This is a genomic window from Massilia atriviolacea, assembly GCF_003953935.1.
Classification (GTDB): domain Bacteria; phylum Pseudomonadota; class Gammaproteobacteria; order Burkholderiales; family Burkholderiaceae_D; genus Telluria_A; species Telluria_A atriviolacea.
Map to the genome: position 1 here is coordinate 1 of NZ_RXLQ01000015.1, position 21,589 is coordinate 21,589.

20 protein-coding genes and 1 pseudogene are annotated in these 21,589 nt (G+C 59.9%); 12 read left to right on the forward strand and 9 right to left on the reverse strand.

Annotated elements, in window-relative coordinates; genetic code table 11:
- Positions 1-285 (forward strand): annotated as a pseudogene (locus tag EJB06_RS32695) (hypothetical protein); the annotation flags it as partial.
- Between the two features lie 6 nt (positions 286-291).
- Here the strand turns inward: EJB06_RS32695 and EJB06_RS23830 are convergent.
- Positions 292-1,038 carry a GAF domain-containing protein gene (locus tag EJB06_RS23830; RefSeq protein ID WP_126076523.1) on the reverse strand — a complete coding sequence of 249 codons (747 nt, stop codon included), beginning with the start codon at positions 1,036-1,038 and terminating at the stop codon, positions 292-294.
- Here EJB06_RS23830 and EJB06_RS23835 point away from each other — a divergent pair.
- Complete coding sequence (locus EJB06_RS23835; RefSeq protein ID WP_126076524.1) at positions 1,037-1,249, forward strand: hypothetical protein; 213 nt, start codon at positions 1,037-1,039, stop codon at positions 1,247-1,249. The genes EJB06_RS23830 and EJB06_RS23835 overlap by 2 nt on opposite strands.
- A gap of 47 nt (positions 1,250-1,296) precedes the next feature.
- Positions 1,297-2,838: a methyl-accepting chemotaxis protein gene (locus EJB06_RS23840; protein ID WP_126076525.1), complete on the forward strand. Its 1,542-nt coding sequence runs from the start codon at positions 1,297-1,299 to the stop codon at positions 2,836-2,838.
- A gap of 73 nt (positions 2,839-2,911) precedes the next feature.
- Here EJB06_RS23840 and EJB06_RS23845 read toward each other — a convergent pair whose 3' ends face one another.
- The 3 genes from EJB06_RS23845 to EJB06_RS23855 form a co-directional block, all read right to left on the reverse strand.
- Positions 2,912-3,298, reverse strand: coding sequence for a translational machinery protein (locus tag EJB06_RS23845; protein WP_126076526.1), 387 nt, complete (start codon positions 3,296-3,298; stop codon positions 2,912-2,914).
- Positions 3,299-3,525: 227 nt separating this feature from the next.
- Complete coding sequence (locus tag EJB06_RS23850) at positions 3,526-5,052, reverse strand: flavin monoamine oxidase family protein (RefSeq protein WP_126076527.1); 1,527 nt, start codon at positions 5,050-5,052, stop codon at positions 3,526-3,528.
- A gap of 105 nt (positions 5,053-5,157) precedes the next feature.
- On the reverse strand, positions 5,158-6,066 hold the full coding sequence (locus EJB06_RS23855; protein WP_126076528.1) for a LysR substrate-binding domain-containing protein: 909 nt from the start codon (positions 6,064-6,066) through the stop codon (positions 5,158-5,160).
- A 105-nt stretch (positions 6,067-6,171) separates the two neighbouring features.
- Here EJB06_RS23855 and EJB06_RS23860 point away from each other — a divergent pair, with 105 nt between their 5' ends.
- Positions 6,172-7,614 (forward strand): pyridoxal phosphate-dependent decarboxylase family protein, encoded by a 1,443-nt coding sequence (locus EJB06_RS23860; RefSeq protein WP_126076529.1) that lies wholly within the window; start codon positions 6,172-6,174, stop codon positions 7,612-7,614.
- 45 nt (positions 7,615-7,659) lie between these two features.
- Here EJB06_RS23860 and EJB06_RS23865 read toward each other — a convergent pair whose 3' ends face one another.
- Complete coding sequence (locus EJB06_RS23865; protein WP_126076530.1) at positions 7,660-8,394, reverse strand: siderophore-interacting protein; 735 nt, start codon at positions 8,392-8,394, stop codon at positions 7,660-7,662.
- Between the two features lie 115 nt (positions 8,395-8,509).
- On the opposite strand from EJB06_RS23865, the gene EJB06_RS23870 reads away from it, so the two are divergent.
- On the forward strand, positions 8,510-8,902 hold the full coding sequence (locus tag EJB06_RS23870) for a MarR family winged helix-turn-helix transcriptional regulator (protein ID WP_229427249.1): 393 nt from the start codon (positions 8,510-8,512) through the stop codon (positions 8,900-8,902).
- Between the two features lie 27 nt (positions 8,903-8,929).
- Here EJB06_RS23870 and EJB06_RS23875 read toward each other — a convergent pair whose 3' ends face one another.
- Together EJB06_RS23875 and EJB06_RS23880 are read right to left on the reverse strand one after the other, a co-directional pair.
- Complete coding sequence (locus tag EJB06_RS23875) at positions 8,930-9,898, reverse strand: hypothetical protein (RefSeq protein ID WP_126076532.1); 969 nt, start codon at positions 9,896-9,898, stop codon at positions 8,930-8,932.
- 181 nt (positions 9,899-10,079) lie between these two features.
- The gene (locus tag EJB06_RS23880) at positions 10,080-10,970 is read right to left on the reverse strand and encodes a LysR substrate-binding domain-containing protein (protein WP_164558023.1); all 891 of its coding nucleotides are present in this window, start codon (positions 10,968-10,970) and stop codon (positions 10,080-10,082) included.
- 129 nt (positions 10,971-11,099) lie between these two features.
- Here EJB06_RS23880 and EJB06_RS23885 point away from each other — a divergent pair, with 129 nt between their 5' ends.
- From EJB06_RS23885 to EJB06_RS23915, 7 genes are all read left to right on the forward strand, one after another.
- Positions 11,100-11,729 carry an LOG family protein gene (locus EJB06_RS23885; RefSeq protein WP_164558024.1) on the forward strand — a complete coding sequence of 210 codons (630 nt, stop codon included), beginning with the start codon at positions 11,100-11,102 and terminating at the stop codon, positions 11,727-11,729.
- 41 nt (positions 11,730-11,770) lie between these two features.
- Positions 11,771-12,469 (forward strand): hypothetical protein, encoded by a 699-nt coding sequence (locus EJB06_RS23890; protein WP_198420906.1) that lies wholly within the window; start codon positions 11,771-11,773, stop codon positions 12,467-12,469.
- 65 nt (positions 12,470-12,534) lie between these two features.
- Positions 12,535-12,939 (forward strand): NUDIX hydrolase, encoded by a 405-nt coding sequence (locus EJB06_RS23895; protein ID WP_126076535.1) that lies wholly within the window; start codon positions 12,535-12,537, stop codon positions 12,937-12,939.
- Positions 12,940-12,982: 43 nt separating this feature from the next.
- Complete coding sequence (locus tag EJB06_RS23900) at positions 12,983-13,885, forward strand: DUF6024 family protein (RefSeq protein ID WP_126076536.1); 903 nt, start codon at positions 12,983-12,985, stop codon at positions 13,883-13,885.
- Positions 13,882-14,781 carry a DMT family transporter gene (locus EJB06_RS23905; RefSeq protein ID WP_126076537.1) on the forward strand — a complete coding sequence of 300 codons (900 nt, stop codon included), beginning with the start codon at positions 13,882-13,884 and terminating at the stop codon, positions 14,779-14,781. The genes EJB06_RS23900 and EJB06_RS23905 overlap by 4 nt, the downstream gene beginning before the upstream one ends.
- 653 nt (positions 14,782-15,434) lie before the next feature.
- A complete protein-coding gene (locus tag EJB06_RS23910; RefSeq protein ID WP_126076538.1) occupies positions 15,435-15,746 on the forward strand; it encodes a hypothetical protein in 312 nt (103 codons plus the stop codon).
- A gap of 48 nt (positions 15,747-15,794) precedes the next feature.
- Positions 15,795-16,205 carry a hypothetical protein gene (locus tag EJB06_RS23915; protein WP_126076539.1) on the forward strand — a complete coding sequence of 137 codons (411 nt, stop codon included), beginning with the start codon at positions 15,795-15,797 and terminating at the stop codon, positions 16,203-16,205.
- Positions 16,206-16,285: 80 nt separating this feature from the next.
- Here EJB06_RS23915 and EJB06_RS23920 read toward each other — a convergent pair whose 3' ends face one another.
- Positions 16,286-18,004 carry an AIPR family protein gene (locus EJB06_RS23920; RefSeq protein ID WP_126076540.1) on the reverse strand — a complete coding sequence of 573 codons (1,719 nt, stop codon included), beginning with the start codon at positions 18,002-18,004 and terminating at the stop codon, positions 16,286-16,288.
- Between the two features lie 962 nt (positions 18,005-18,966).
- On the reverse strand, positions 18,967-21,159 hold the full coding sequence (gene rpoD / locus EJB06_RS23925) for an RNA polymerase sigma factor RpoD (RefSeq protein WP_126076541.1): 2,193 nt from the start codon (positions 21,157-21,159) through the stop codon (positions 18,967-18,969).
- Positions 21,160-21,589: the final 430 nt, after the last annotated feature.

Below are 21,589 nucleotides of genomic sequence, written 5' to 3' on the forward strand. Positions count from 1 at the left end.
ACCTGGGCCGAAGAATTCGAAGATGTCGGTTTTCAAAAAGGAAATGCCGAAGGCATCGCAACAGGCCTCGCGAAAGGCATCACGGAAGGCATTGCAAAAGGACAGGTCGTGGCACTGCGCGGCATGCTGGACAAACTGCTGCGCAAGCGCTTCGGCGATCTGCCGGAACCGGCGGCGCAGCGCATCGCCACGGCCACGCAGACCGAACTGGAACAGTGGTTCGAACGCGGCCTCGACGCGCCTGTCCTGGATGCCGTCTTCGGCGACGGGGCCGCGCCGCCCTAGCCGCGCCTAGTCGTGCGGCGGCGTGTTCAGTTCGCGCATGGCCATGTTGGCCAGGTCTTCCAGCCCTTGCAGCTCGCGGCTCTTGAGTCGGCGCGGCTCGCGGTCGATCACGCACAGGGTTCCCAGCGCCAGTTCATTCACACCGATCAAGGGAAACGCCGCGTAAAAGCGGATCTCGGGCGCGCCCGTCACCAGGGGATTGTCGCGAAAGCGCGCGTCCTGCAGGGCATCTTCGACGATGAACGGATCGCGCTGCAGGATCGCGTGGGAACAGAAGGCCCATTCGCGCGGCGTCTCGGCCGCTTTCAGACCGACGCGCGCCTTGAACCACTGGCGCTGCGCCGTCAGCAAGGTAATCAGGGCGATCGGACAATCGGTTACCGCCGCGGCAAGGCGCGCAATCCGCTCGAAGCGCTCCTCGGCGGGCGACGGTACCAGCTGCAAGGCCGCCAGCGCCGACAGGCGCAACTGCTCCTGCGCGCCGACCGGATACGGGGGCGCGGCCGGCATGAGGAATTCGGGCGCCAGCGGCGCCGCGCCGGCCGGATCGGACGCGGCGAGCAGGTGAGCCGGCCGGGTCATGCGCAATACTGAACTCATCAGCGCACGGCGATGCCCGCCCGGCGTCTTCCAGGAGGCGATCGCCCCGCTTTCCATCCACAGCTGCACCGTACTGGTGGCCACCCCCAGCAAACGGGCGGCGTCGCTGGTGGTCATCACAGGATCGGACGTCGCTTTCAAGGAGCGAGACATGATTAATTTCCACAAAGAAAAATCCAGTGTACCCGGCAATGGGCATTTCCTCAAGTGCGTAATTACCGGAATTGATGATCAGCCTGCAAATTTGTGGGAATTGACGACGAATCGTCACTATCGTCAAATATTTGTTGAGTTTAAGAAATTTTCAGTTCAGAATGCCAACAGCTTCACCACATGTCGCGTGCTCACGCTGTTGCCGGGTTGAGCGACGCCTTGGATGTCGAACCGCTCGATCTTTGCCCCTCTGCCATCATGAAAATTGCAACCAAACTCTATAGCGCCTTTACCCTGGTTCTTGCCATCACCTTGGTGCTGGCGGTCTTCGCTGTCATACGCATGAACAGCGTCGACAAGGCCGTGATCGACCTCAACAGGGTCACCGAGGAAAAACTCGACCCGCTGCACGTGGCGCGCGAAGCGCTGGCCCAGACCGGCATTGCCGCGCGCAATGCTTTCATCTTCGTGGACACTGGCGCCGCCAACAGGGAACTCGACATCGTCGACCGCGAAAAGGCGGTCTACCTCGGCGCCCTGGCCCGGCTCGACAAGGTATTCGGCGCCGACGCCGACTTCGCCAAGGTGAAGGCGGGCCTGCACGCCATGGCCAGGGAACTCGAGCGTCCGCGCCAGTTTCGCGCCAGGGCCGAGATGGATGCCTTCGGCAAATTCCTGGTGGAAGAGTGCAGCCCGCTGCGGCGCCAGATCGTGGCCGACATCGACGTGCTGCTGAAAAAAGTCCAGGCGCAAAGCAAGGCCGCCAGCGACGAGGCCGGCAGCCAGGCCGCCAGCGCGACGCTCTGGATCGGCGCGCTCAGCATCCTGTCGGTGCTGGTCTGCCTCAGCGTCGGCTTCCTGATCGTGCGCGGCCTGCTCAATCAGCTCGGCGGCGAGCCGGCCTACGCCACCGACGTGGCGCAGCGGATCGCCAAGGGCGAACTGCAGCACGCGGTGAATGTGCAAGCCGCCGTCCCATCGAGCCTGGTGTTTGCGATCAAGACCATGCGCGATAGCCTGAGCAGCATCGTTTCCAAGGTCCGGCACGGCACCGAATCGATGGCGCTGGCGTCGAGCGAGATCGCGGCCGGCAATATCGACCTGTCGAACCGCACCGAACACCAGGCTTCGGCGCTGGCCGAGGTGGCCGCCTCGATGGCGCAGCTGGTCAGTTCGGTCGGACGCAATTCGGAGTACGCGGCCAGCGCCAGCAAACTGGTGCAGGCGGCGTCGGAAGTGTCGGTGCGCGGCGGCGAGGCGGTCGACGGCGTGGTGGCGACGATGGGCGTGATCAATGCCTCCTCGCGCAAGATCGTGGACATCATTTCGGTGATCGACGGGATCGCCTTCCAGACCAATATCCTGGCGCTGAACGCGGCCGTGGAAGCGGCCCGGGCCGGCGAACAGGGGCGCGGCTTCGCGGTGGTGGCGACCGAAGTGCGCAACCTGGCGCAGCGCTCGGCGGCGGCGGCGAAAGAAGTCAAATTGCTGATCGACGATTCGGTGGCCAAGGTCGGCACCGGCACCGTCCTGGTGGAACAGGCGGGCAACACCATGCGCGAAGTGGTCGAGGGGGTGCAGCGCGTCAGCCAGATCATGGACGATATTTCGTCGGCCACGCGCGAGCAGAGCGTGGATATCGGCAGCGTCGACAAGGCCATCGTCAAGCTCGACGAAATGACCTTGCAGAATGCGGCGCTGGTGGAACAGGCGGCCGCGGCGGCGCAGTCGATGCAGAACCAGGCAGCCGAGCTGGCCGACGTGGTGCGCGTGTTCAAGCTGGAGGCGGCGCACGCGTAAGCTGCGCGGCGCAAAAAAAACCGGGTACGCCCGCTGACGGCGCTCCCGGTCTTTTTAAGCCACGCTCACCGCGTCAGGCCGACTGCATGCTGCCTTCTTCGGCAAAATACTTGCGCGCGTAGGAGAGCAGCTGGGCATCGTTCGGATGGTCGACCGTTTCGACGCTGACCACCTTGGCGGCGATGGCGGCGTGCTGCTTTTCCAGGTGCTTGATGAAGACCAGCTTTTCCTGGCCGGGGCCGACGATCAGGATTTCCTGCGCGGCGCCGATGGCGGCGGCGATCTCGTTGAGGTACTCGGGATTGCGCTCCGATTCGACACTGGCATCGACGCCGGCTTTTTTATGCTGCGCATGGACGGAAGCGGTCTTGATGACTTCCGATTCGGCGGCCTTGCGCGTGAAATGGATGACGTGAGCTTCGGCCTGGTCGAGCCAGACGACGACGTGATTGAATGACATGGTGGAATTCCTTGAGGTGAAGCGTGAGCGTGCGCGGACGGCCGCCCGAGATGCAAGGCGCGCCGTAAAAAGACGGCGCGGCCAGAGAGCCGCGCCCGAAACGGAAAATGCGCCGGCTGGGGGCCGGGGCATTGCAATCGAAGAGGCGATTGTGCCCGCCTGAAGCGAGCCCGTCCGTACGGAAGCGCACGTAGCCGGGATATCCATTTTTCGCGCGCCCGCGCGCTTCAGCGCCCCTGCAAGATCGCTTCCAGCGCCAGCTCGGAACTGTTCAGCGCCCCTTCCACGAAACCCTGGTAATCGGAATACGCTTCGCCGACGATGTGCACGTTCTTCGCCCCGCTGCCGAAGTCGAAGGCCTTGAAGGCGTCCATCACCTTCCATGAGCGCACGCCCGGCTGCCAGCCGTGGTTGGCGGCCCCGTACGGCGCGCGCGCCCAGTCGCGGATGCCGTAGGTAATGATCGAATTCTTGATGTAGGCCGTGGCCTGGGCCAGGGTCTGGTCGCGGAACACCGCCTTCGAATGGTCGTTGAGCTTGAGGTGCGATTCGTTCGTTTCCAGCAGGCGCTTGACGTCGCGCGCCACGAACAGGGCAAAGGCGTCGACGATGCGCGCATCCTGGTCGACTTCGGCGCGGTCGTGCTTGTCCGGCTCGCTCAGGTAATGGCGCCAGAATTCGGTCGACGGGCGGTCCATGTACAGCAGCACCATGCCGTGGCCGTCGAGGTCGCGCCCCTGCGGACGGCGGAAGTAATGCACTTCGCGGGTCGGCAGGCAATTCGCATACTGCTGCGGCGGCTGGTCGTAATCCCACCAGGGCGCGTTGCTGACGAAGAAAATCTTCAGCATCGGAAAGCCGTTGACGGCGTCCAGATGGGTGGCGATGTGCTCCGGCAGGTGCGGCGCCAGCTTGACCAGGGGCAGGCGCGGCAGCGCCAGGATCAGGCGCGCCGCCGGCAGCTTGATGGTGTCGTTCTTGGTGCGCACGTCCAGTTCCAGGCTCGCCTGGCCCAGCCCGGTCGGGCGGAAACCGAGCAGGGTATGGCCGCCGGCCAGGGTGATGTTCGGCAGGCTGTGGATCTTGGCCATCAGGCCCTCGGTCAGCTTGGCCGAACCGCCGGCGATGCTGGCCAGTTTCTGGCCCACGGTCTTGAGCGCGCGCAGCCACCAGATGATCCATTCGATGGCATTGAGGTTCTCGGGAATCATGTGATAGAAGGTGCCGGTGTCGCGCAGCTTGACCAGCGCCCGGTGGCTGAGGATGCCGTTGCCGGACATCACGTTCCAGAATCCCGTGGCCCAGAGCGGATGGCCGTGCAGCTGCGCGTGGCGGCGCAGGCGGTTGTAGTCGGCTTCGGTCAGGCCGTCGATCCAGGCCTGGTCGTCCGGCTCGCGCCCCATCACCAGCATGATGCCGCGCTTGAGCAGTTGCAGCGAGTTCAGGCCCTGCTCTTCGGGCGGCAGCTGGCTGTCGGGCACGCTGATTTCGTCGGCCGAGGGGCCGGAAAAGTCGACCAGGCCCACGCCCAGTTCCGCGCACAGGCGGGCGAAGCGCGGCTGCAGGGTCGGTTCGAAGCGCATCGGGCCGTATTCGGCGATGAAGCCGTCCATGTCTTCGGTTTCGATGCGTCCGCCCCAGCGGTCGGACGAGGCTTCCAGGATCAGCACCTGGTGCCCGGCTTCGGCCAGGCGGATGGCGCAGTACAGGCCGGAGACGCCGCCGCCGGCGATGACGATGTGTTGTTCGGACATGGAAAAGGTTCGCGCGAGTGTTGTGCCTTTGGCACCGAGGGCGCGATTGTGCCATGTAATTGCCGGGCTGGGCAGGTCGATCGCGCCGTCCTGGCGGTGTTAGCGCTACCGCGGCAACACCTGCGCCGGGGCCGTCCGCGAGCGCGCCGCTTCGGCCTCGATCCATTCGACGAAGGCGCGCGCGCCCGAGGCGGCAAAGCTGTCCGGCAAACCGACCAGGTAATAACCGAATTGCGTCGGCCATTGCGCCTCCAGCGCCTTGCGCAGACGCCCGTTCGCCAGGTCGGCGCCGGCGTAGATATCGCGCACCAGCGCCAGCCCCTGCCCTTCGCAGGCGGCGCGCACCAGCAAATGCTCGTCGCTGAACGCGAGCCCGCGGCGCGCCTTGGGCGAGGCGCTGCCGCTGGCCTGCAGCCACAATGTCCAGTCGCGCCGTTCCCGGTCGTGCAGCAGGGGATACGCCAGGCAATCGGCCGGGCAGCGGATCGGCGGCCCCTGGCGCAACAGCTCCGGCGCGCCGACGACGATCATTTCGGGCGACATCAGCCAGCGCGATGCGAGTCCCGGATAGCTGCCCAGGCCGTGCCGGATGGCGAAATCGATTGCCTCGTTCTTCAGGTCGACCACGCGCGCATCGCTGTCGATCGCGAGCGCGACGGCCGGATGCCGGCGCGCAAAATCGCCCAGGCGCGGCAATAACCAGCCGGACGCGAACGAGGGCATCACGCTCACCACCAGCTGCCGCGCAGCGTCATCCGGCAAGTCGCGGCGCGCGACGGTTTCGATCTGCTGGAACGCGGCGCGCAGGTCCGCATACAAGGCCGCCCCGGCCGCGGTGGGGGTGACCCCGGTCCGGGTCCGCTCGAACAGGCGCTGCCCGTGCCGCAATTCCAGCTCGCGCATGCGCTGGCTGATGGCGCCCGCGCTCACATGCAATTCGCACGCGGCCTGTTTCATGCTGCCGGCGCGGCAAACGACAAAGAAGGTATGGAAGCCCTGGAGCGGAATGTGCATGCTTCACTTTAGCCCAGCTAAGGTGAAACCGGCAACAGATCGTTTGCGCGCGCCGGGCGCCGCGTTTACGCTCGGGCCATCCCATTCAAGCAGCCTTCAATCTCCATGAGCACCATCTCCCCGTTTCGCCCGGCACTGGAACGTGCCCTGAACCACGCGCTGGCCCACCTCGATGGCCTGGAGCGGCAAGCGGTCGGCGCCCGCGCCAGCCTCGACACGCTGCGCGCGCGCTTGTCCGTGCCCCTGGGCGACGCCGGCATGCCGGCCGCACAGGTCATCGACGAGCTGGCCGCCGCCACGGCCGGCGGCATCAACGGCAGCGCCGGCGGGCGCTTTTTCGGCTGGGTGATCGGCGGCGCCTTGCCGGCCGCGCTGGCGGCCGACTGGCTCACCAGCGCCTGGGACCAGAACGCCGCCACCTTTGCCTGCGCGCCGGCCGTGACCGTGATCGAAGAAGTCTGCGGCGGCTGGCTGAAGGAGTTGCTCGGCCTGCCGCGCGACGCCAGCTTCGCCCTCACCAGCGGTTGCCAGATGGCGCACGCGAGCGCCCTGGCGGCGGCCCGCAATGCCCTGCTGGCGCGCCGTGGATGGGATGTGGAACGCGACGGCCTGTGCGGCGCGCCGCCGCTGCGCATCCTGAGCGGCGACCAGTTCCACGGCAGCATCACGCGCGCGGCCCGCCTGCTGGGCCTGGGCAGCGGCGCCGTCACCGGCCTGCCCGTCAACCAGGCCGGCCAGTTGGAGGCGGCGACGCTGCAACAGGCGCTGATCGGCAGCGCCGGGGGCCCGGTGATCGTGCTGCTGCAGGCGGGCGACCTGAACATCGGCGCCTGCGACCGGTTCGCCGAACTGATCCCGCTGGCGCACCGCTACGGCGCCTGGGTGCACGTGGACGGCGCCTTCGGCCTGTGGGCCAACGCCAGCGCGCGCTACCGCCACCTGCTGGCCGGCGTGGCGCACGCCGATTCCTGGGCGACCGACGGCCACAAGTGGCTGAACGTCCCCTACGACAGCGGATTTGCCTTTGTCGCCCATGCCGATGCGCAGCGCCGCGCCATGTCCTACGAAGCCAGTTACGTTGCCCACAACGACCATGTGCGCGAGCCCAAGGACTGGAATCCGGAATGGTCGCGGCGCGCACGCGGCGTGGCGGCCTATGCCGCCCTGCGCCAGCTCGGGCGCGACGGCGTGGACGCCATGATCGAGCGCTGCTGCGCGGCCGCGCACGCGCTGGTGAGCGGCATCGCCGCCCTGCCCGGCGTCGAACTGGTGTGGGCACCGACGCTCAACCAGGGCCTGCTGCGCTTTCCCGACCCCAGGCCGGGCGCCACCGAGGCCGACCACGACCGCTGGACGGATCAGGTCAGCGGCGCCGTGCTGGCCGGCGGCGAAGCGCTGTTCAGCAACACCACCTGGCGCGGCAAGCGCTGCATGCGCGTGTCGGTATGCAATTGGCAGACCGGCGACGCCGACGTCGCGCGCGCGGTCGCGGCGCTCGCCCGGGTGCTGGAGAGGGCCCGGCCACGCCCCCCTGACTTAGCGGTATGAACGCCTGACGAGCGCGCGCCGGCTTGGCGCCTCAATAGATCGGAGTTATTCCAGGTTCTCGTGAAAGCCGCTGCCGCCGCGCTTCCAGTAAGCCGCCGCGCGGATGGCATGCTTGCCCAGGCCCTTGACGCCGACCAGTTCCTGGCGCACGGCGGCCATGGTCGCCGCTTCCCCGGCGCACCAGGCGTAGCCCTCGCCGGCCGGCAGCGCCCAGGCCTGCACCGCGGTCAGCAACGCGGCGTCGCTGGCGACCCAGCGCAGGTCCACCTCGGCGCCGCTGGCAAAGGCGCGGCGGTCGGCGGCGTCGTCGACCTTGACGATGACGGTGGCGCGGGTGCCGGCCGGCAGTTCTTCCAGCCGGCGCGCGATGGCCGGCAAGCCGGTTTCGTCGCCGACCAGCAAATGCCAGTCGTAGTCGACGGGAATGATCAGCGAGCCTTTCGGGCCGCCGATGAGGACCTGCTGGCCGGGCTGGGCCTGGGCCGCCCAGGCCGCGCACGGACCGTCGCCATGCAGGGCGAATTCGATCGTCAGTTCGCCGGCGGCCGGATCGAAGCTGCGCGGGGTGTAATCGCGTCGGGCGGCGTCGGGACCGTCGCCGAGGATGAATTTGATGTGGTCGTCGAACGAGGCGCTGTGAAAATCGTGCAGCGCCGCGCCGCCGAAGCTGATGCTGCGGAAATGGCTGCCCAGTTCGCGCACCCGGACTACCTCGACCTGGCGGATCTTGAGCTCGTGGCGCACACGCTGCACACGGCTGACAGGAGCGTCTATACTCATCTCTTTCTCTTTCAATCGGTTGACAATGTCCCCTATCATCCACCAATCAAATGACAATGTCAACCATTCCGGCGAATCGCGCCCGGATGCCGTTCTGGAACTGATCCATACGATCATGCACCAGTACCGTTCGCAGCAATTCCAGGCATTGCGCGACGGCCAGCACGAGCTCACGCACATGGAATCGAAGGTGCTGGCCTTCTTCGGCCATCATCCGGGCGCGACCCAGAGCGAGCTGGCGCGCCGCAGCGGACGCGACAAGGCACAGCTCGCGCGCCTGATCACGGCGCTGCGCGAGCGCGGCTTGCTGCACGGAGAAGCCGACGCGGCCGACCGCCGCAACACGCGCCTGTCGCTGACCGAGGCCGGCAAGGCCATCCAGCAGGCGGCGCAGGGCGAAGCGGCCAAGCTGAACGCGCAGGCGGTGCGGGGCATGAACGAGGAGCAGCAGCAGGTATTGCTTGGCCTGTTGCTGCAAGTGAAGGGTAATCTCGACAAGGGCGACTGACGCGCGGCCACACGCTCCGGATCGTTCCTAATGCTGCACGATCCCGGCGTGATTGCCGCTGCCGCTCTGGGTAATGGCGGCGGCGAAGCCATTGCCGGTCTGGCTGATCGAGGCGATGTTCGGCGTGTCGTAGTTGTTGCCGCCGTTTTGCGTGACGGACGCCAGATTGCCGTTACCGGTCTGTTGGATGAGCGACTGGCTGTAATCGAGCCGCTGCACCACCGTGGCCTTGTTCAGATTACCGGTCTGGACGATCTTGCTGGCGTTATCCTGGCCCTGCTCGTCGCTGCTGGCCACGTTGCCGTTGCCTTTCTGGAGAATGGTCTGTTCGCGCGTGAAGTAGGAATCCTTCTGCCTGACGCTGGCGAGATTGCCGTTACCGCCCTGCTGCACCCAGACCCCCGAATACAGCGCGTTGTCCTGGTCGATCGTCACCTTGTTCAGGTTGCCCACCTGTTCCACCAAGGGCCCGCCGAAACCCGAATTGACCTGCCTGGCGGCGATACGGTTGTCATTGCCGTTCTGGTAGGCGCGTATGCTGAACGGAAATAAACCCAGCTGATCGACGTCGACCAGATTGCGGTTGCCGGTCTGCTCGACCGTATTGGCGACTTCACCGGAATCCTTTTGCTTGACCACCGCCTTGTTGTCGGCGCCGAGCTGCTTGATGCGCGTGCCGCTGCGGTAAATATTATCTTGCGAAATGCTCGCCGCATTCTGGTTGCCGGTTTGCGCGATATCGGCATAGGCATCGTAGGAGCGGATCTGGTAGATGCCCGGCGTCTTGTTGATCGGATCGCCGGCGAGATTGCCATTGCCGGTCTGCCGGATGGTGGCGCTCAGCTCATAGTATTCGTAATCGGGCGCCTGCTGCACCACGTACAGGCTGTTGCCTGTCCCGGCCTGCGAGGTCGACACCGTCGGCTGGGCAGACACGGCGCCGCTGGCGGCGATCATGGCGATCGCCGTGGCTATGCTTGAGAGTATTGTTTTCATGGCGTTTCTCCTGGAGAGTGCTGCGCAAAAAGGGGGCAGCGAAAGGTCCTGATGCCGCCGTGCACAGAGTGCAAACCGGCCGCTTCACTGGTCGAGTGTATCGGTCGATTCCGGCCCGCTTTTGACGGTTCTCAAGCGCCGAGGTCGCTGTTTTTCGGCATCACGCGCATGCGGGCGCCGCTCAGGCCAGCGGCGGCGAATCGCTTTCGGCCTGGGCCAGCAGCCAGTGGCGGAACGCCGCGATGTCGGGCTGCGCCTTGCGCGAGGCGCTCAGATACAGGAAGGTCGAACGCTCGACCTGGATGAAGCCGAGGGGCGCGATCAGGCGCCCCTCCTCCAGGTCGCGCCGCACCAGCAGTTCGGGCGTGATGGCAAAACCGAGGCCGCTGCGCGCGGCCTGGATCGTCAGCGACAGGCTGTCGAGCGTCTGGCCGTGGCGCAGCTCGGGGGCGAGGCCGACCATCTCGGCCCACTCGTTCCATGCGGCCAGGCGCGAGGTGGCGTGGAACAAGGGCAGCTCGCGCAGATCCTGCGGCAGGCGCGGCGGATTCGGCCAGGCCGGCGCGCACACCGGGCCGATGGTGTCGGCCGCCAGGCAGGTCGCTTCGATCTCGGCCGACAGGGGCGCCTGGCCGCTGAGGATCAGCGCATCGACCTTGTGCGACAGCAGGGCGTCGACATCGCCGCCGGTCTGGAAATTGAGCACCAGCTCCGGCAACTGGCGCGAGAAGCGTTCGATCCGCGGCAACAGCCAGTGCGCCAGAAAACTGGCCGAACAGGCGATCGTCAATTTGCGGTCCGACACGGGCGTGCGGATCCGCTCGCACTCGTCTTCCAGCCGCGAAAAGGCGGCGCTGCACGCGCTCTTCAATTGTTCGCCCTCGGGCGTCAGGTGCACCCCGCTGTTATGCCGGACGAACAAGTCCTTGCCCAGCCAGGTTTCCAGCGAACGGATTTGATGGCTGATGGCGCTGTGGGTGACGCACAGCGCCGTCGCCGCACGGGTAAAGCTCTCGTGATTGGCGGCCGCTTCGAAACTCTGGAAGGCCCGCAAGGGAGGTAATCGGCGCATGGGAAGGTGTGAATTTAATTTGCAGCCATTGTGCAATAAATTCGCTACGCCGTCGACGCAAGTAAATATAGAATGCCCTCTTGTAAATGTTTCATATGTTTCAACTTTGCTTTGCTGACTGGCTATTCCATGCATACAACCATTCTCAGGGAACTCGACAGCATCGAGCAGACGCTGGGCCGCATCGGGCCCGCTGTGAGCATTTTCGGCAGCGCGCGGATTGCCCCTGGCAGCGCGGTGTACGCCCTGGCATACGACATCGCCGAGCGCCTGTCGAACCTGGGCTACACCGTCATTTCCGGCGGCGGTCCGGGCATCATGCGCGCGGCAAACGAGGGCGCGAGCGCCGGGGCAAGCCAGTCGATCGGCTTCAATATTGCCTTGCCGTTTGAAACGCTGGATGCCACGTACCAGGATATTTCTCTCGTTTTCGACAATTTCATCACGCGCAAGCTGGCGTTCGCCAAGTGTTCGCACGCCTTCGTCGTCATGCCCGGCGGCATGGGCACGCTGGATGAATTATTCGAGATGCTGACCCTGATACAAACCCGAAAAATGGCCAAGGTGCCCGTCATCCTGGTCGGTTCGCAGTTCTGGAACGGGCTGTTGGAATGGATGCGGGAAAACCTGGAAAGTTCCGGCCTCATCAACCCGGGGGAACTCGGCGACATCGAGCTACTCGACCATGCCGATGCGGTGTGCGCCAGTATCGGAAGCCGGATTCCCCTTATCGCCCCAGAGAACGCCCGCGCTGCCTAGGCGGAGACAAGAAACCATCATCTTTTGGAGGAAGAAAAATAATGCGAACACCAGCCCCAACCCAACTAGTCATGTTCACCGGCGGACGCGACAGCACGCTCGCGGCCTGTCACCTGATGCTGCAGGGAATTCCCGTCCAACTGTACTCGGCCAACAGCGGCTGCTCGCTGCACCGCGGCATCCTGGCGCACCGCGTCGACGAGTTGCGGCGCCGCTTCGGCGAGCTGGTCGTCGGCCATACCGTCGAGGATATCAGCGGCGCGTTTCGCGCCATCGCGATCGAACATATCGAAGCCGACATTCTCAAGTACCGCAAGAACCTGGTGCTGCTCGGCGAAAAACTGGCGATTCACGCGCATCTGGTCGATTTTTGCCGCCGCAACGGGATCGCGGTCGTCAACGACGGCATCACCAATTATCAGAAGGAATTCCCGGAACAGCGCCTGGTCGCCAAGGAATTCTTCGTCAAGATGATGGACAAATTCGACATCGCCTACCATTCGCCGATTTACGAGTTCGCGCAGTCGGCCGACGACGTCAAGTACAAATTGCTCCAGTTGGGCATCTCGACCAAGTCGCTGGAAGGCGTGAGCATTTTCGGCGACAGCTTCACCACCCCGTCCGACGAGGTGATCCTCTCGTATCTGCAGGAAAAAGCCCCGCTGGCGATGAATATCATCGACTTCCTGTCCGGGGGACAGCTGCAGGTGCCGATGCAGGAACTGGCCGAAGCCGCTTGACACCGTACGCCGCCAAGGCAGGGCGCCCTGCCTTGGCGCTCATCGCACCGACACGCCAGGGCCCCATGCAACAATCCATCATCGTCAAATGCGCCGCCGCGATCGTGCGCGAGAAGTCCTTGCTGCTCACCCGCAAGCAAGGCACCACCACCTTCATTTCTCCGGGCGGAAAGCCGCTGCCGGGCGAAGCGTATCTAGACTGCCTGGCGCGCGAAGTGCGCGAAGAGCTCGATGTCGCGATCCAGGCGCCCTCGTTCCTCGGCATCTTTTACGGCGTCTCGGCGTTCGAAGACACGCCGATCCACATGCACGTGTACCTGACCGACATCGTCGGCACGCCGCGCGCCAGCATGGAGATCGAGGAAATCATGTGGTATCGCCCCGGCCTGGGCAAGCCCGGCCTGACAATCGGCTCGGTCTTTGCGAATGCCGTCATTCCGCTGCTGATCAAGGAAAAACTGATCGGCTGAGGCGGGCCGCGGCCCGATCCGATTCAAGCACTTCGAGCGAACCATGGACAAAGCGTCGATCGCCCCGATTTTCCAGCATGAAGGGTCGGGAAATTTTTTTCGCAATGCCAGGCAGCTGAGGAACGCGCTGCGCGAACGCCTCATCGCCGCGTATCGCCTGGAGCAGTTCTCCGTCTTCCTGCTGCCGTCGGTCACGCATGGCATGCTGGCGCTGGCCCAGCTGCTGTCCTCGCACGGGCGGCGGGTGGCGCTGGCGCCCGGCAGCCACTACGCGCCCATCGCGCAGCTGTTCGGCACCCTGCCGCACGAGGCCGCATCGCAGCCGGACGTACTCATCGCCACCCACGTATGCCCGTACTCCGGCGCCGTGCGCGCATTGTCGCGCCGGCAGGCGCCGGTCGAGCCGGTCGAGCCTGTCGAGCTGCTCGATGCCTCGCACAGCTTCGCCACCAATCTGCACGGGCAACTCATCGCCGGCGCCGAGCTGTTCGTCGCGCCGCTGCACAAGCATGCGGCGCTGGCTGCCGGCCTGGCGCTGGTCGCGGTGCGCAGCGAGCTTACGGGCGGCGCCCCGTACACCATGCTGCCGCTGCTGGAACAGTCGACCGCCTCGCAAGCGCCCCTGATCCAGGCCTTGCAGAACCTCGACCATGGCGGTCCGCTGCACTTTAACAAGGCGGCCATCGGCGCCATCGACGCGGCGCCGGCCGGCGCCGCCCTGATCCGCGTCTCGGACCCCGGCTGCGCCCTGCCGTTTGCATGCTTTCGCCACCCGCTGTTTGCGCGGCTCGATCAAGCCGCCTTGCGCAAGGCCGGCGCCACGTATTTTCCGCAACCGGACACGCTCAGGATCGCCGCCTGGGCGCGCGCCGCGATTGACGACCCAGCGGCCGATCTCTCAACCGAGGTGCAGGCAAGCCTCCATTACCTGTTTCGAACGCCATGACCCACTCAAGCACCTTTCGCGGCAGCTGCATCGGCATTGCCGGCGGCCTTTTTCTCAGCATCGACCCGCTGCTGATCCGGCTCATGCGCATCGACGATCCCTGGGTCATCGTGATCCTGCGCGGCCTGCTGATGTGGTCGATGTTCCTGCTGGTCCATGCGCTGGTGCCGCGCTGGCGGCCGCTCATCGGCACACCGTGGCCGACCCGCCGCAACCTGCCCGCGACGGTGTTCTTCGCGATCGCGTCGATCACCTTCATCAATGCCCTGGCCCACGGCGCGGTGGCGACGGTGCTGGTGATCATCTCGTCGACGCCCTTTGTGTCGGCGCTGCTGGCGCGGCTGCTGTTTTCCGAAAAGGTCGATCGCGCCATGCTGGCGGCGGCCACGATCGGCCTGGGCGGGGTGGCGGTGGTGATGGCCGATGCGCCCTACGCCGGCTCGATGACGGCGAATTACTTTGCGATGGCCACCGCCGTCGCCATGGCGCTGGCCTTCCTGTGTTCCTCGCGCGTGGAAGGCGGCACGGTCGGCTTGCCCTCGCTGGGCGCCGTGGCCGCTTCCCTGCTCGTGATCTGCCTTCAGCTCACGCCGCTGGATGCGATCCCGGCCCTGCTGGCCCCGACGCGCGGCGTCTGGACCCTGATCGAAGGGGCGCTCGTCATGCCGCTGGCGCTCGGTTTCCTGGCGCTGAGCACGCGCTATGTCGCGCCATCGCATACCGGCCTGTTCCTGCTGCTGGAAACCGCGCTCGCGCCATTCTGGATCTGGAGCATGTTCGGCGAACGACCGGGTGCGCAGGTAATGCTGGGCGGTGCGATGATTATCGGCGCAGTGCTGTGCCACTTTGTGTACACCAACCGGCGGGCGGCGCTACCGGCGGCGGCCGCCACGTGACAGGCGATCGCCGGCGCGGCAGCGCAAGCTGGTCGCCCTTGCCGGCGGGATCGCTGCCGGCCTGGAAGTGGGGGAATGAGCATCCTCGGCCTGCGCTTCGAGGCCAGAACAAGGACACCCCAGCAAGGACCGTCATGAAGCACGTCTGCACAATGGCGAAGGCGCTTCATACACACGGAACTGCTTGGTAAAGGCAGACCAAAAGACCTGGGAAGGCCTCTTCCACAACGCTTGGCGCCCAGTGGACCAGATCGACGCACACGGAACCAAACATCTCTACTGGACCTTCGGTGGCGCTTGGATCGTGATCCAGGTCCTTGATCATACTGGTGGGCCTCCCGTGAGTCGAACACGGCACCACCGGATTATGAGTCCGCAAGATACATCTTCTGAAATCCGCATGCCACCGTCAGAAAATACCTAAGTCATTGTTTTTTAAAGAATTTCACTTGCCGCTAGTTGCCATTGCTTGCCGTTGTTTTCCACTGAGTTGTAGCCTAATTTGTAGCCTAAAATCCTCGAAACTCTTGTAGACTAGCAGCAATAGTTCTAATTTCGCAAACGAAGCTGCGAGATCCCCCGTGTGGCATAAAGAGCTAGCTTTACCTCGGGCGTATGCTACCAGCATGACAACATTCAGTATTGACTAGGAGTTGAAAATTACGAAAGAACTAATCGGGCTACATCTCATTAGCGAAAATGAAAGGTTGGAGCAAGAACTTTCCAGTCAAAGAACTGAGAATTTTTCAAGAGACCTGCAAGCTCAAGATGCAGCAAAGTTAGCTCACATTAAAGAAATGACCAATCTCGAAGCTCAACAAAGAGCCAAGCGAGATCGAGAGTATTACGAAAAAAGGATTGCTCAGTTAGAGAGTCAGGCTAATCCTGCTGGGTTGGACACTAGGTATAGGCTTGAGCTAAGCCGACTAAAAGAACAAATTCAAGAAGTTAAAGATGAACTTTAAGAAAAAAATTATGAAATAGAGCGTTACAAAACCCTTTTATCTAAGCCAATGGTAGAAATTTCTGAGAAGAATGGCAATTTCAAAGAAACCTATTTGCAAGAACAATCAGTGCTTGCTCAATGGATTGTAAGCCAACGAGCGTTCAAAGAGCTGGCTATGAAATATGGCAAGGCATTGGGAAAAACCATTGAAGATGTTTTACAAGAAAGTGAAATAAGCAAAGAAATTGTCACCTCTGGAAGATCAGAGCTTAATAACAATGTCGACTCTAATGTGATAAATAATCTCGATTACGAAGCTGGCAAAAAGCTGCGAGAAGAAGAAAATGGAAAACAATTAGAAGAATTCGAAAGGGAAGCTAAAGAGCGTAGAGAAAATGCGTTAGCTGAAGTGTTACGCAGGAAAAACAAAAAGACGCCAACTAAATTTTATTTAATACAGACAATATTTAATAAATAAAAAGCGCCTCACGTTAGTGAAGCGGTTTTTTATTTTCCAATGGTATTCGTGCTAAAATATTACTTTTGCAATTCTTGTTTTTAATAGGATATGACAATTCTTCGTTTTGAAAAGTAGTTTTTCAAATCGTTATCAACTGTTTTTCCTTTGTAATAATTTTCATTTAAAAGATCAGAATGAACATATGTACTATTATGGGCTTGCTTAGTTGCCCACTCTTCGAATTTTGGCCATGCTTTCCTTAGCTTCTCAACTTGAGAGGCCAGAGGTGCAACATTCTTATCTGTTACCTTGCTTCCATCAATCAATTGACCAAATGCACCTAACGCTGGAAATGGCGACAACTCACTACTCATTTTCTTTAATTCTCGACGAGCAAGGTATGCAAGGCTCATTAGCTTTTTATTAGGCGACTCTATTAATTTCAAGAAATAATCTTCTTCAAAAATCACATCTTGTGAAGTTCGAGTTTTAGCCACCTCACCTTGAAAAGCGATTACAGATTTAATAAAATCAACACGATTTACAATTGAATCTTTCGGCAAATATTTATCCTCTAAACCCTCAAAAAACTCCCCTCTTTTTCGTTCAAAAAAGAGATTGTGATTTTCGAAAAGATATTGCTGCAACTCTATTAAGAATGGCGAATTCGATCTCTGATCAGCCTCAACTATCTTAGATTGCCGATTATTAGCAAGGGATATTTGCTCAATTAATTCTGTATCAATATCCTTTGACTCATCAGCAGAAGTTATTATCTTCACTAATACAGATTTACCTTGAAGATCTTCTTCACGCCCTTCTTCTAGCAATTTTCCAAGAGTATACGCAGTCTGACCACCATTAATGATCTGCGGCTTTACGATAGTTAGTCGACCTTTTCCTTTTCTGCCTGTTCGATCTGTAAAGGAATCTGAAGTAGCTACAAAAGTAATTCCGTTATTGAGCAATGCAAAAATATTTTGTTCCTCATCTACAATGGATTCCCGAATACTCTCGTTAACTCCATTATTAGAAAGCGAAAGGTAATTTCTAGGATTGAACTTCAATAGCGAATTTCTATATTTTGAAACATTCCTTGCCAACTCAAGAGCAGGTACAAATATTAGGCGAACTGAAAACTCACCATAGCTAGTTTCAATTGAGTGGCTAAATTCCGTTCCTTTTTCTGTAGTTTCTATTTCAAAAGTAATATTCCTCGGGTCGAAATACATCCCGGAACACACTGGAAATACTATTTCATTATAAATTCGGGAGAAATTATAAACATCAAAAGAAAATCCACCTAAAAGTCTTTTTATAGTTTCATTTTTATAGGCACCCAGATTAGCTAGCAAAATAACTTTGTAATCGTATCTTCCAATATCTTCAATTTCACCCAGTAGTCTTTGAAAGCCAAGGATTTTTCCATTGTACTTTCCACCACTTTCATCTAAAAGCTCACCTTTGCGAATTCTTTCAATTTCGACAGATGAAAGCTCTTCATATTTAATCAATTTTTCCTCAAAATTATTTATATTAGAGCGAAATTTTGATTGGATTATATAAATCGATTTGTTTTGCGAGTCGATATAATAGGCATCAACACCACCATCACCACCACCATCAGTAACGTATTTTATCCGCTCCGAAAAATTCATCAATCCAAATTTTGATTTAAGAAACAAATGAATCAAAGAGAGAGATCGAGCATGGTTTTTTCCTTCAACATCTTTTTTATGATAAGTAGAGTTTGATAGTGGAGCTTCTTTGTTTAGTTTGTCCAGAATGCTGATAAGTATTTCGTATTTTGTTTTCATAATATTGAAATATTTTAAACCCTAAGAAATTTATCAAAAAAGACGTGCGAAATAAAAATTAACGGCAGTAAATGATACCAATAGTAGCCTTTTTCTTGGCGTTACGAAACTGTTGTGACATGGTTGCGATCATGACAGCTTCAGCATTGGAAATTCTATCCAATAATCACGAGAACAATTGGTTGTACTGATATCACTTGAAGCATGAAATGCATAACTGATAACAAACGGTGTGGTACTTAGACGTAGCAGCCTCGGCAAGTTGATGAGACTCAATGAAAAACGAACGGAGCAAAAAAAAACCGCCTCACGTCAGTGAAGCGGTTTCTTGTTTTTTGGTAGGCCTCCCGTGAGTCGAACACGGCACCAACGGATTCTGGTTTGTGTGACTTTCGCCACTCCCTGGACTATGCCTTCACCGTAGTTTACGCCTTAGGTGGGTGCCGTCTAGTCTCTACACCTTCAACAGCACTTTCGTACTGAAGCTTGGCTCGGCATTGCCTTATACATTGCTGCACTTAGGTTTCACCGAATTTGACACCATCCCTTACGTGGTTTCCCCTCGTAAGGCACATTTACATATGAGTCCGCTGCTCTAACCAAGCATGAGCTAGAGGCCCGAAACTATTTTCAACAGCAAAAGAATCGATGCTGTCGAATATTAACACTATCCCTCTGATGGCTGAATGAAATTAAACTATTCATCAACATCTCAGAATTATATCAAAGCAAACGCCTAAAAAAGCAATGTAGCCTAAATTGTAGCCTAAAATCAATCACATAAATGCAAGTCATTGATTTTAAAGGACTTTTCCACCCGTCAGTAAAGATTTATGAGTCCGCTGCTCTAACCAAGCATGAGCTAGAGGCCCGAAAATCGGTGCGACGGCGATGCTGAAAAGCCTGACCAGCCGTCACAAAGTGGCGAGAGGATATGGCTTTTCGCACCGGCCCGTCAAGGCTTAATTACCTTCCAGGAAGCTCTTGAGCTTGTCGGAACGCGATGGGTGGCGCAGCTTGCGCAGCGCCTTCGCCTCGATCTGGCGAATCCGCTCGCGCGTCACGTCGAACTGCTTGCCCACTTCTTCCAGCGTATGGTCGGTCGACATCTCGATGCCGAAACGCATGCGCAGCACCTTCGCTTCGCGCGGGGTCAGGGAATCGAGCACATCCTTGACCACCCCGCGCATCGAGGCATGCAGGGCCGCGTCCGATGGCGCCAGGGTATTGTTGTCTTCGATGAAGTCGCCCAGGTGGGAATCGTCATCGTCGCCGATCGGCGTTTCCATCGAGATCGGCTCTTTCGCGATCTTCATGATCTTGCGGATCTTGTCTTCCGGCATTTCCATCTTGATCGCCAGGGTGGCCGGATCGGGTTCGGCGCCGGTTTCCTGCAATATCTGGCGCGAGATGCGGTTCATCTTGTTGATCGTTTCGATCATATGCACGGGAATGCGGATCGTGCGCGCCTGGTCGGCGATCGAGCGCGTGATGGCCTGGCGGATCCACCAGGTCGCATACGTGGAAAACTTGTAGCCGCGACGGTATTCGAACTTGTCCACCGCCTTCATCAGGCCGATATTGCCTTCCTGGATCAGGTCGAGGAATTGCAGGCCGCGGTTGGTGTACTTCTTGGCGATCGAAATTACCAGGCGCAAGTTGGCCTCGGTCATTTCGCGCTTGGCCTTTCGCGCCTTCATTTCACCGGCCGCCATCTGGCGGTTGATGTTGCGCAAGTCCGGCAGCGGCAGCACCACGCGCGCCTGCAGGTCGATCAGGCGCTGCTGCAGTTCCTTGATCGTCGGAATATTCCGTCCGAGGATGGCCGAATAGGCATGGCCGGCATTGACTTCGCCGTCGACCCAGTCCAGATTGGTTTCATTGCCCGGGAAAACCTTGATGAAGTGGGCGCGCGGCATGCCGCACTTGTTCACGGCCACGTCGAGGATCTGCTTTTCGATATGGCGCACTTCATCGACTTGCCCGCGCAGGGTGTCGCACAGCTTCTCGACCACCTTGGCGGTGAAACGGATCCCGAGCAACTCGTTGGAAATCGATTCCTGCGCCTTGACGTAGGCTTTCGAGTTGTAGCCGTCTTTTTCGAAGGCCTTGCGCATCTTGTCGAACTGCACCGAGATGATGTCGAATTTTTCGAGCGCCTGGCTTTTCAGCGCTTCGAGCTGTTCGGCCGAGAAGCCGGCGGCGCCGGAAGCGTTGTTCTCTTCTTCCTCTTCCTCTTCTTCCTCGTCGCCCTCTTCCTCGTCCTCGTCCTCGTCGGTGGCGACCGGCGCCACCACGGGTTCGAGCGGCTCGTCCGGATCGACCATGCCGTCGACGATTTCGTCGATCTTGATTTCGTCGTTCTGGATGCGGATCGCGGCGGAAATGATTTCGGCGATCGTCACCGGGCAGGCCGAAATGGCCTGGATCATGTCCTTGAGGCCGTCTTCGATGCGCTTGGCGATCTCGATTTCGCCTTCGCGCGTGAGCAGCTCGACCGAGCCCATCTCGCGCATATACATGCGCACCGGGTCGGTGGTGCGGCCGAAGTCGGAGTCGACCGTCGACAGCGCCGCCTCGGCGGCGGCCTCGGCTTCGTCATCGCTGGTGACGGTGGCCACATTGTCGGACAGCAGCAGGGTTTCGGCATCGGGCGCGTGCTCGTAGACCGCGATGCCCATGTCGTTGAAGGTGCCGATGATGCCTTCGATCGCTTCCGGATCGACGATGTTTTCGGGCAGGTGATCGTTGATTTCGGCGTAGGTGAGGAAGCCGCGTTCCTTGCCGAACTTGATCAGGGTCTTGAGTTTCTGGCGCCGGCGTTCCAGTTCTTCTTCGGTCGCTTCGGTGTCCGAAGAGAACGCGTCTTTCAGCAGCGCCTTTTCCTTGGCCTTGCGGTCCTTGGCCTTGGCCTTGTCCACCGCTTTCAGCTCGGCCCGCTCGACCGCGTTGAGGGCGGCGACTTCATCGTTCTCGGGCTGGAATTCCTTCGGCTTGCGCCCGCGCCTGCCCGGTACCTTGACTGAGGGCAGGACATAACCGGACGTGTCGATCGCGGCCAGCGCGGCGGCATCGGTGGTCTGGCTGACGACAGGCGTCGCGCTCGTGGTCCGCGTTTCGGCCTTGTCTTGCGCTTTGTCCGCCTTGGCGGACATTCTCGTTGGCTTATCAGCCGCTTTGGTTTCAGGTTTCTTGATTGGCACAGGCGCTTTCGATGTCACAACGACTAGCTTTATGGTGGATTAAGATAAAGTTTGTTGCCGGCCTTGTGGGCCCTACGTCCCGGACAAGCCCTCGCAGGCCGCTCCGGCATTGCTGCACTCATTACACCTTTACATCACCTTACGGGCACGACCCGCGCGATTTCGGCAGTAGTCTACTGCATACAACGGCGGTTGGAGGCGCGAGCCGTGTGTGGCTGGTAAGCAAACCGTTGTTTGCCATCGACCGCGCAGCGCGCCGTCGCAACCAAAGCTGGCCCTGGCCGCCGACGCCCACCTTCCTTGCGCCGATCAAGAGCCTAACTCACTGAAAGAAATACAACTTACGGACAACGAAAAAATTTCTGCGAACACAACACTTATC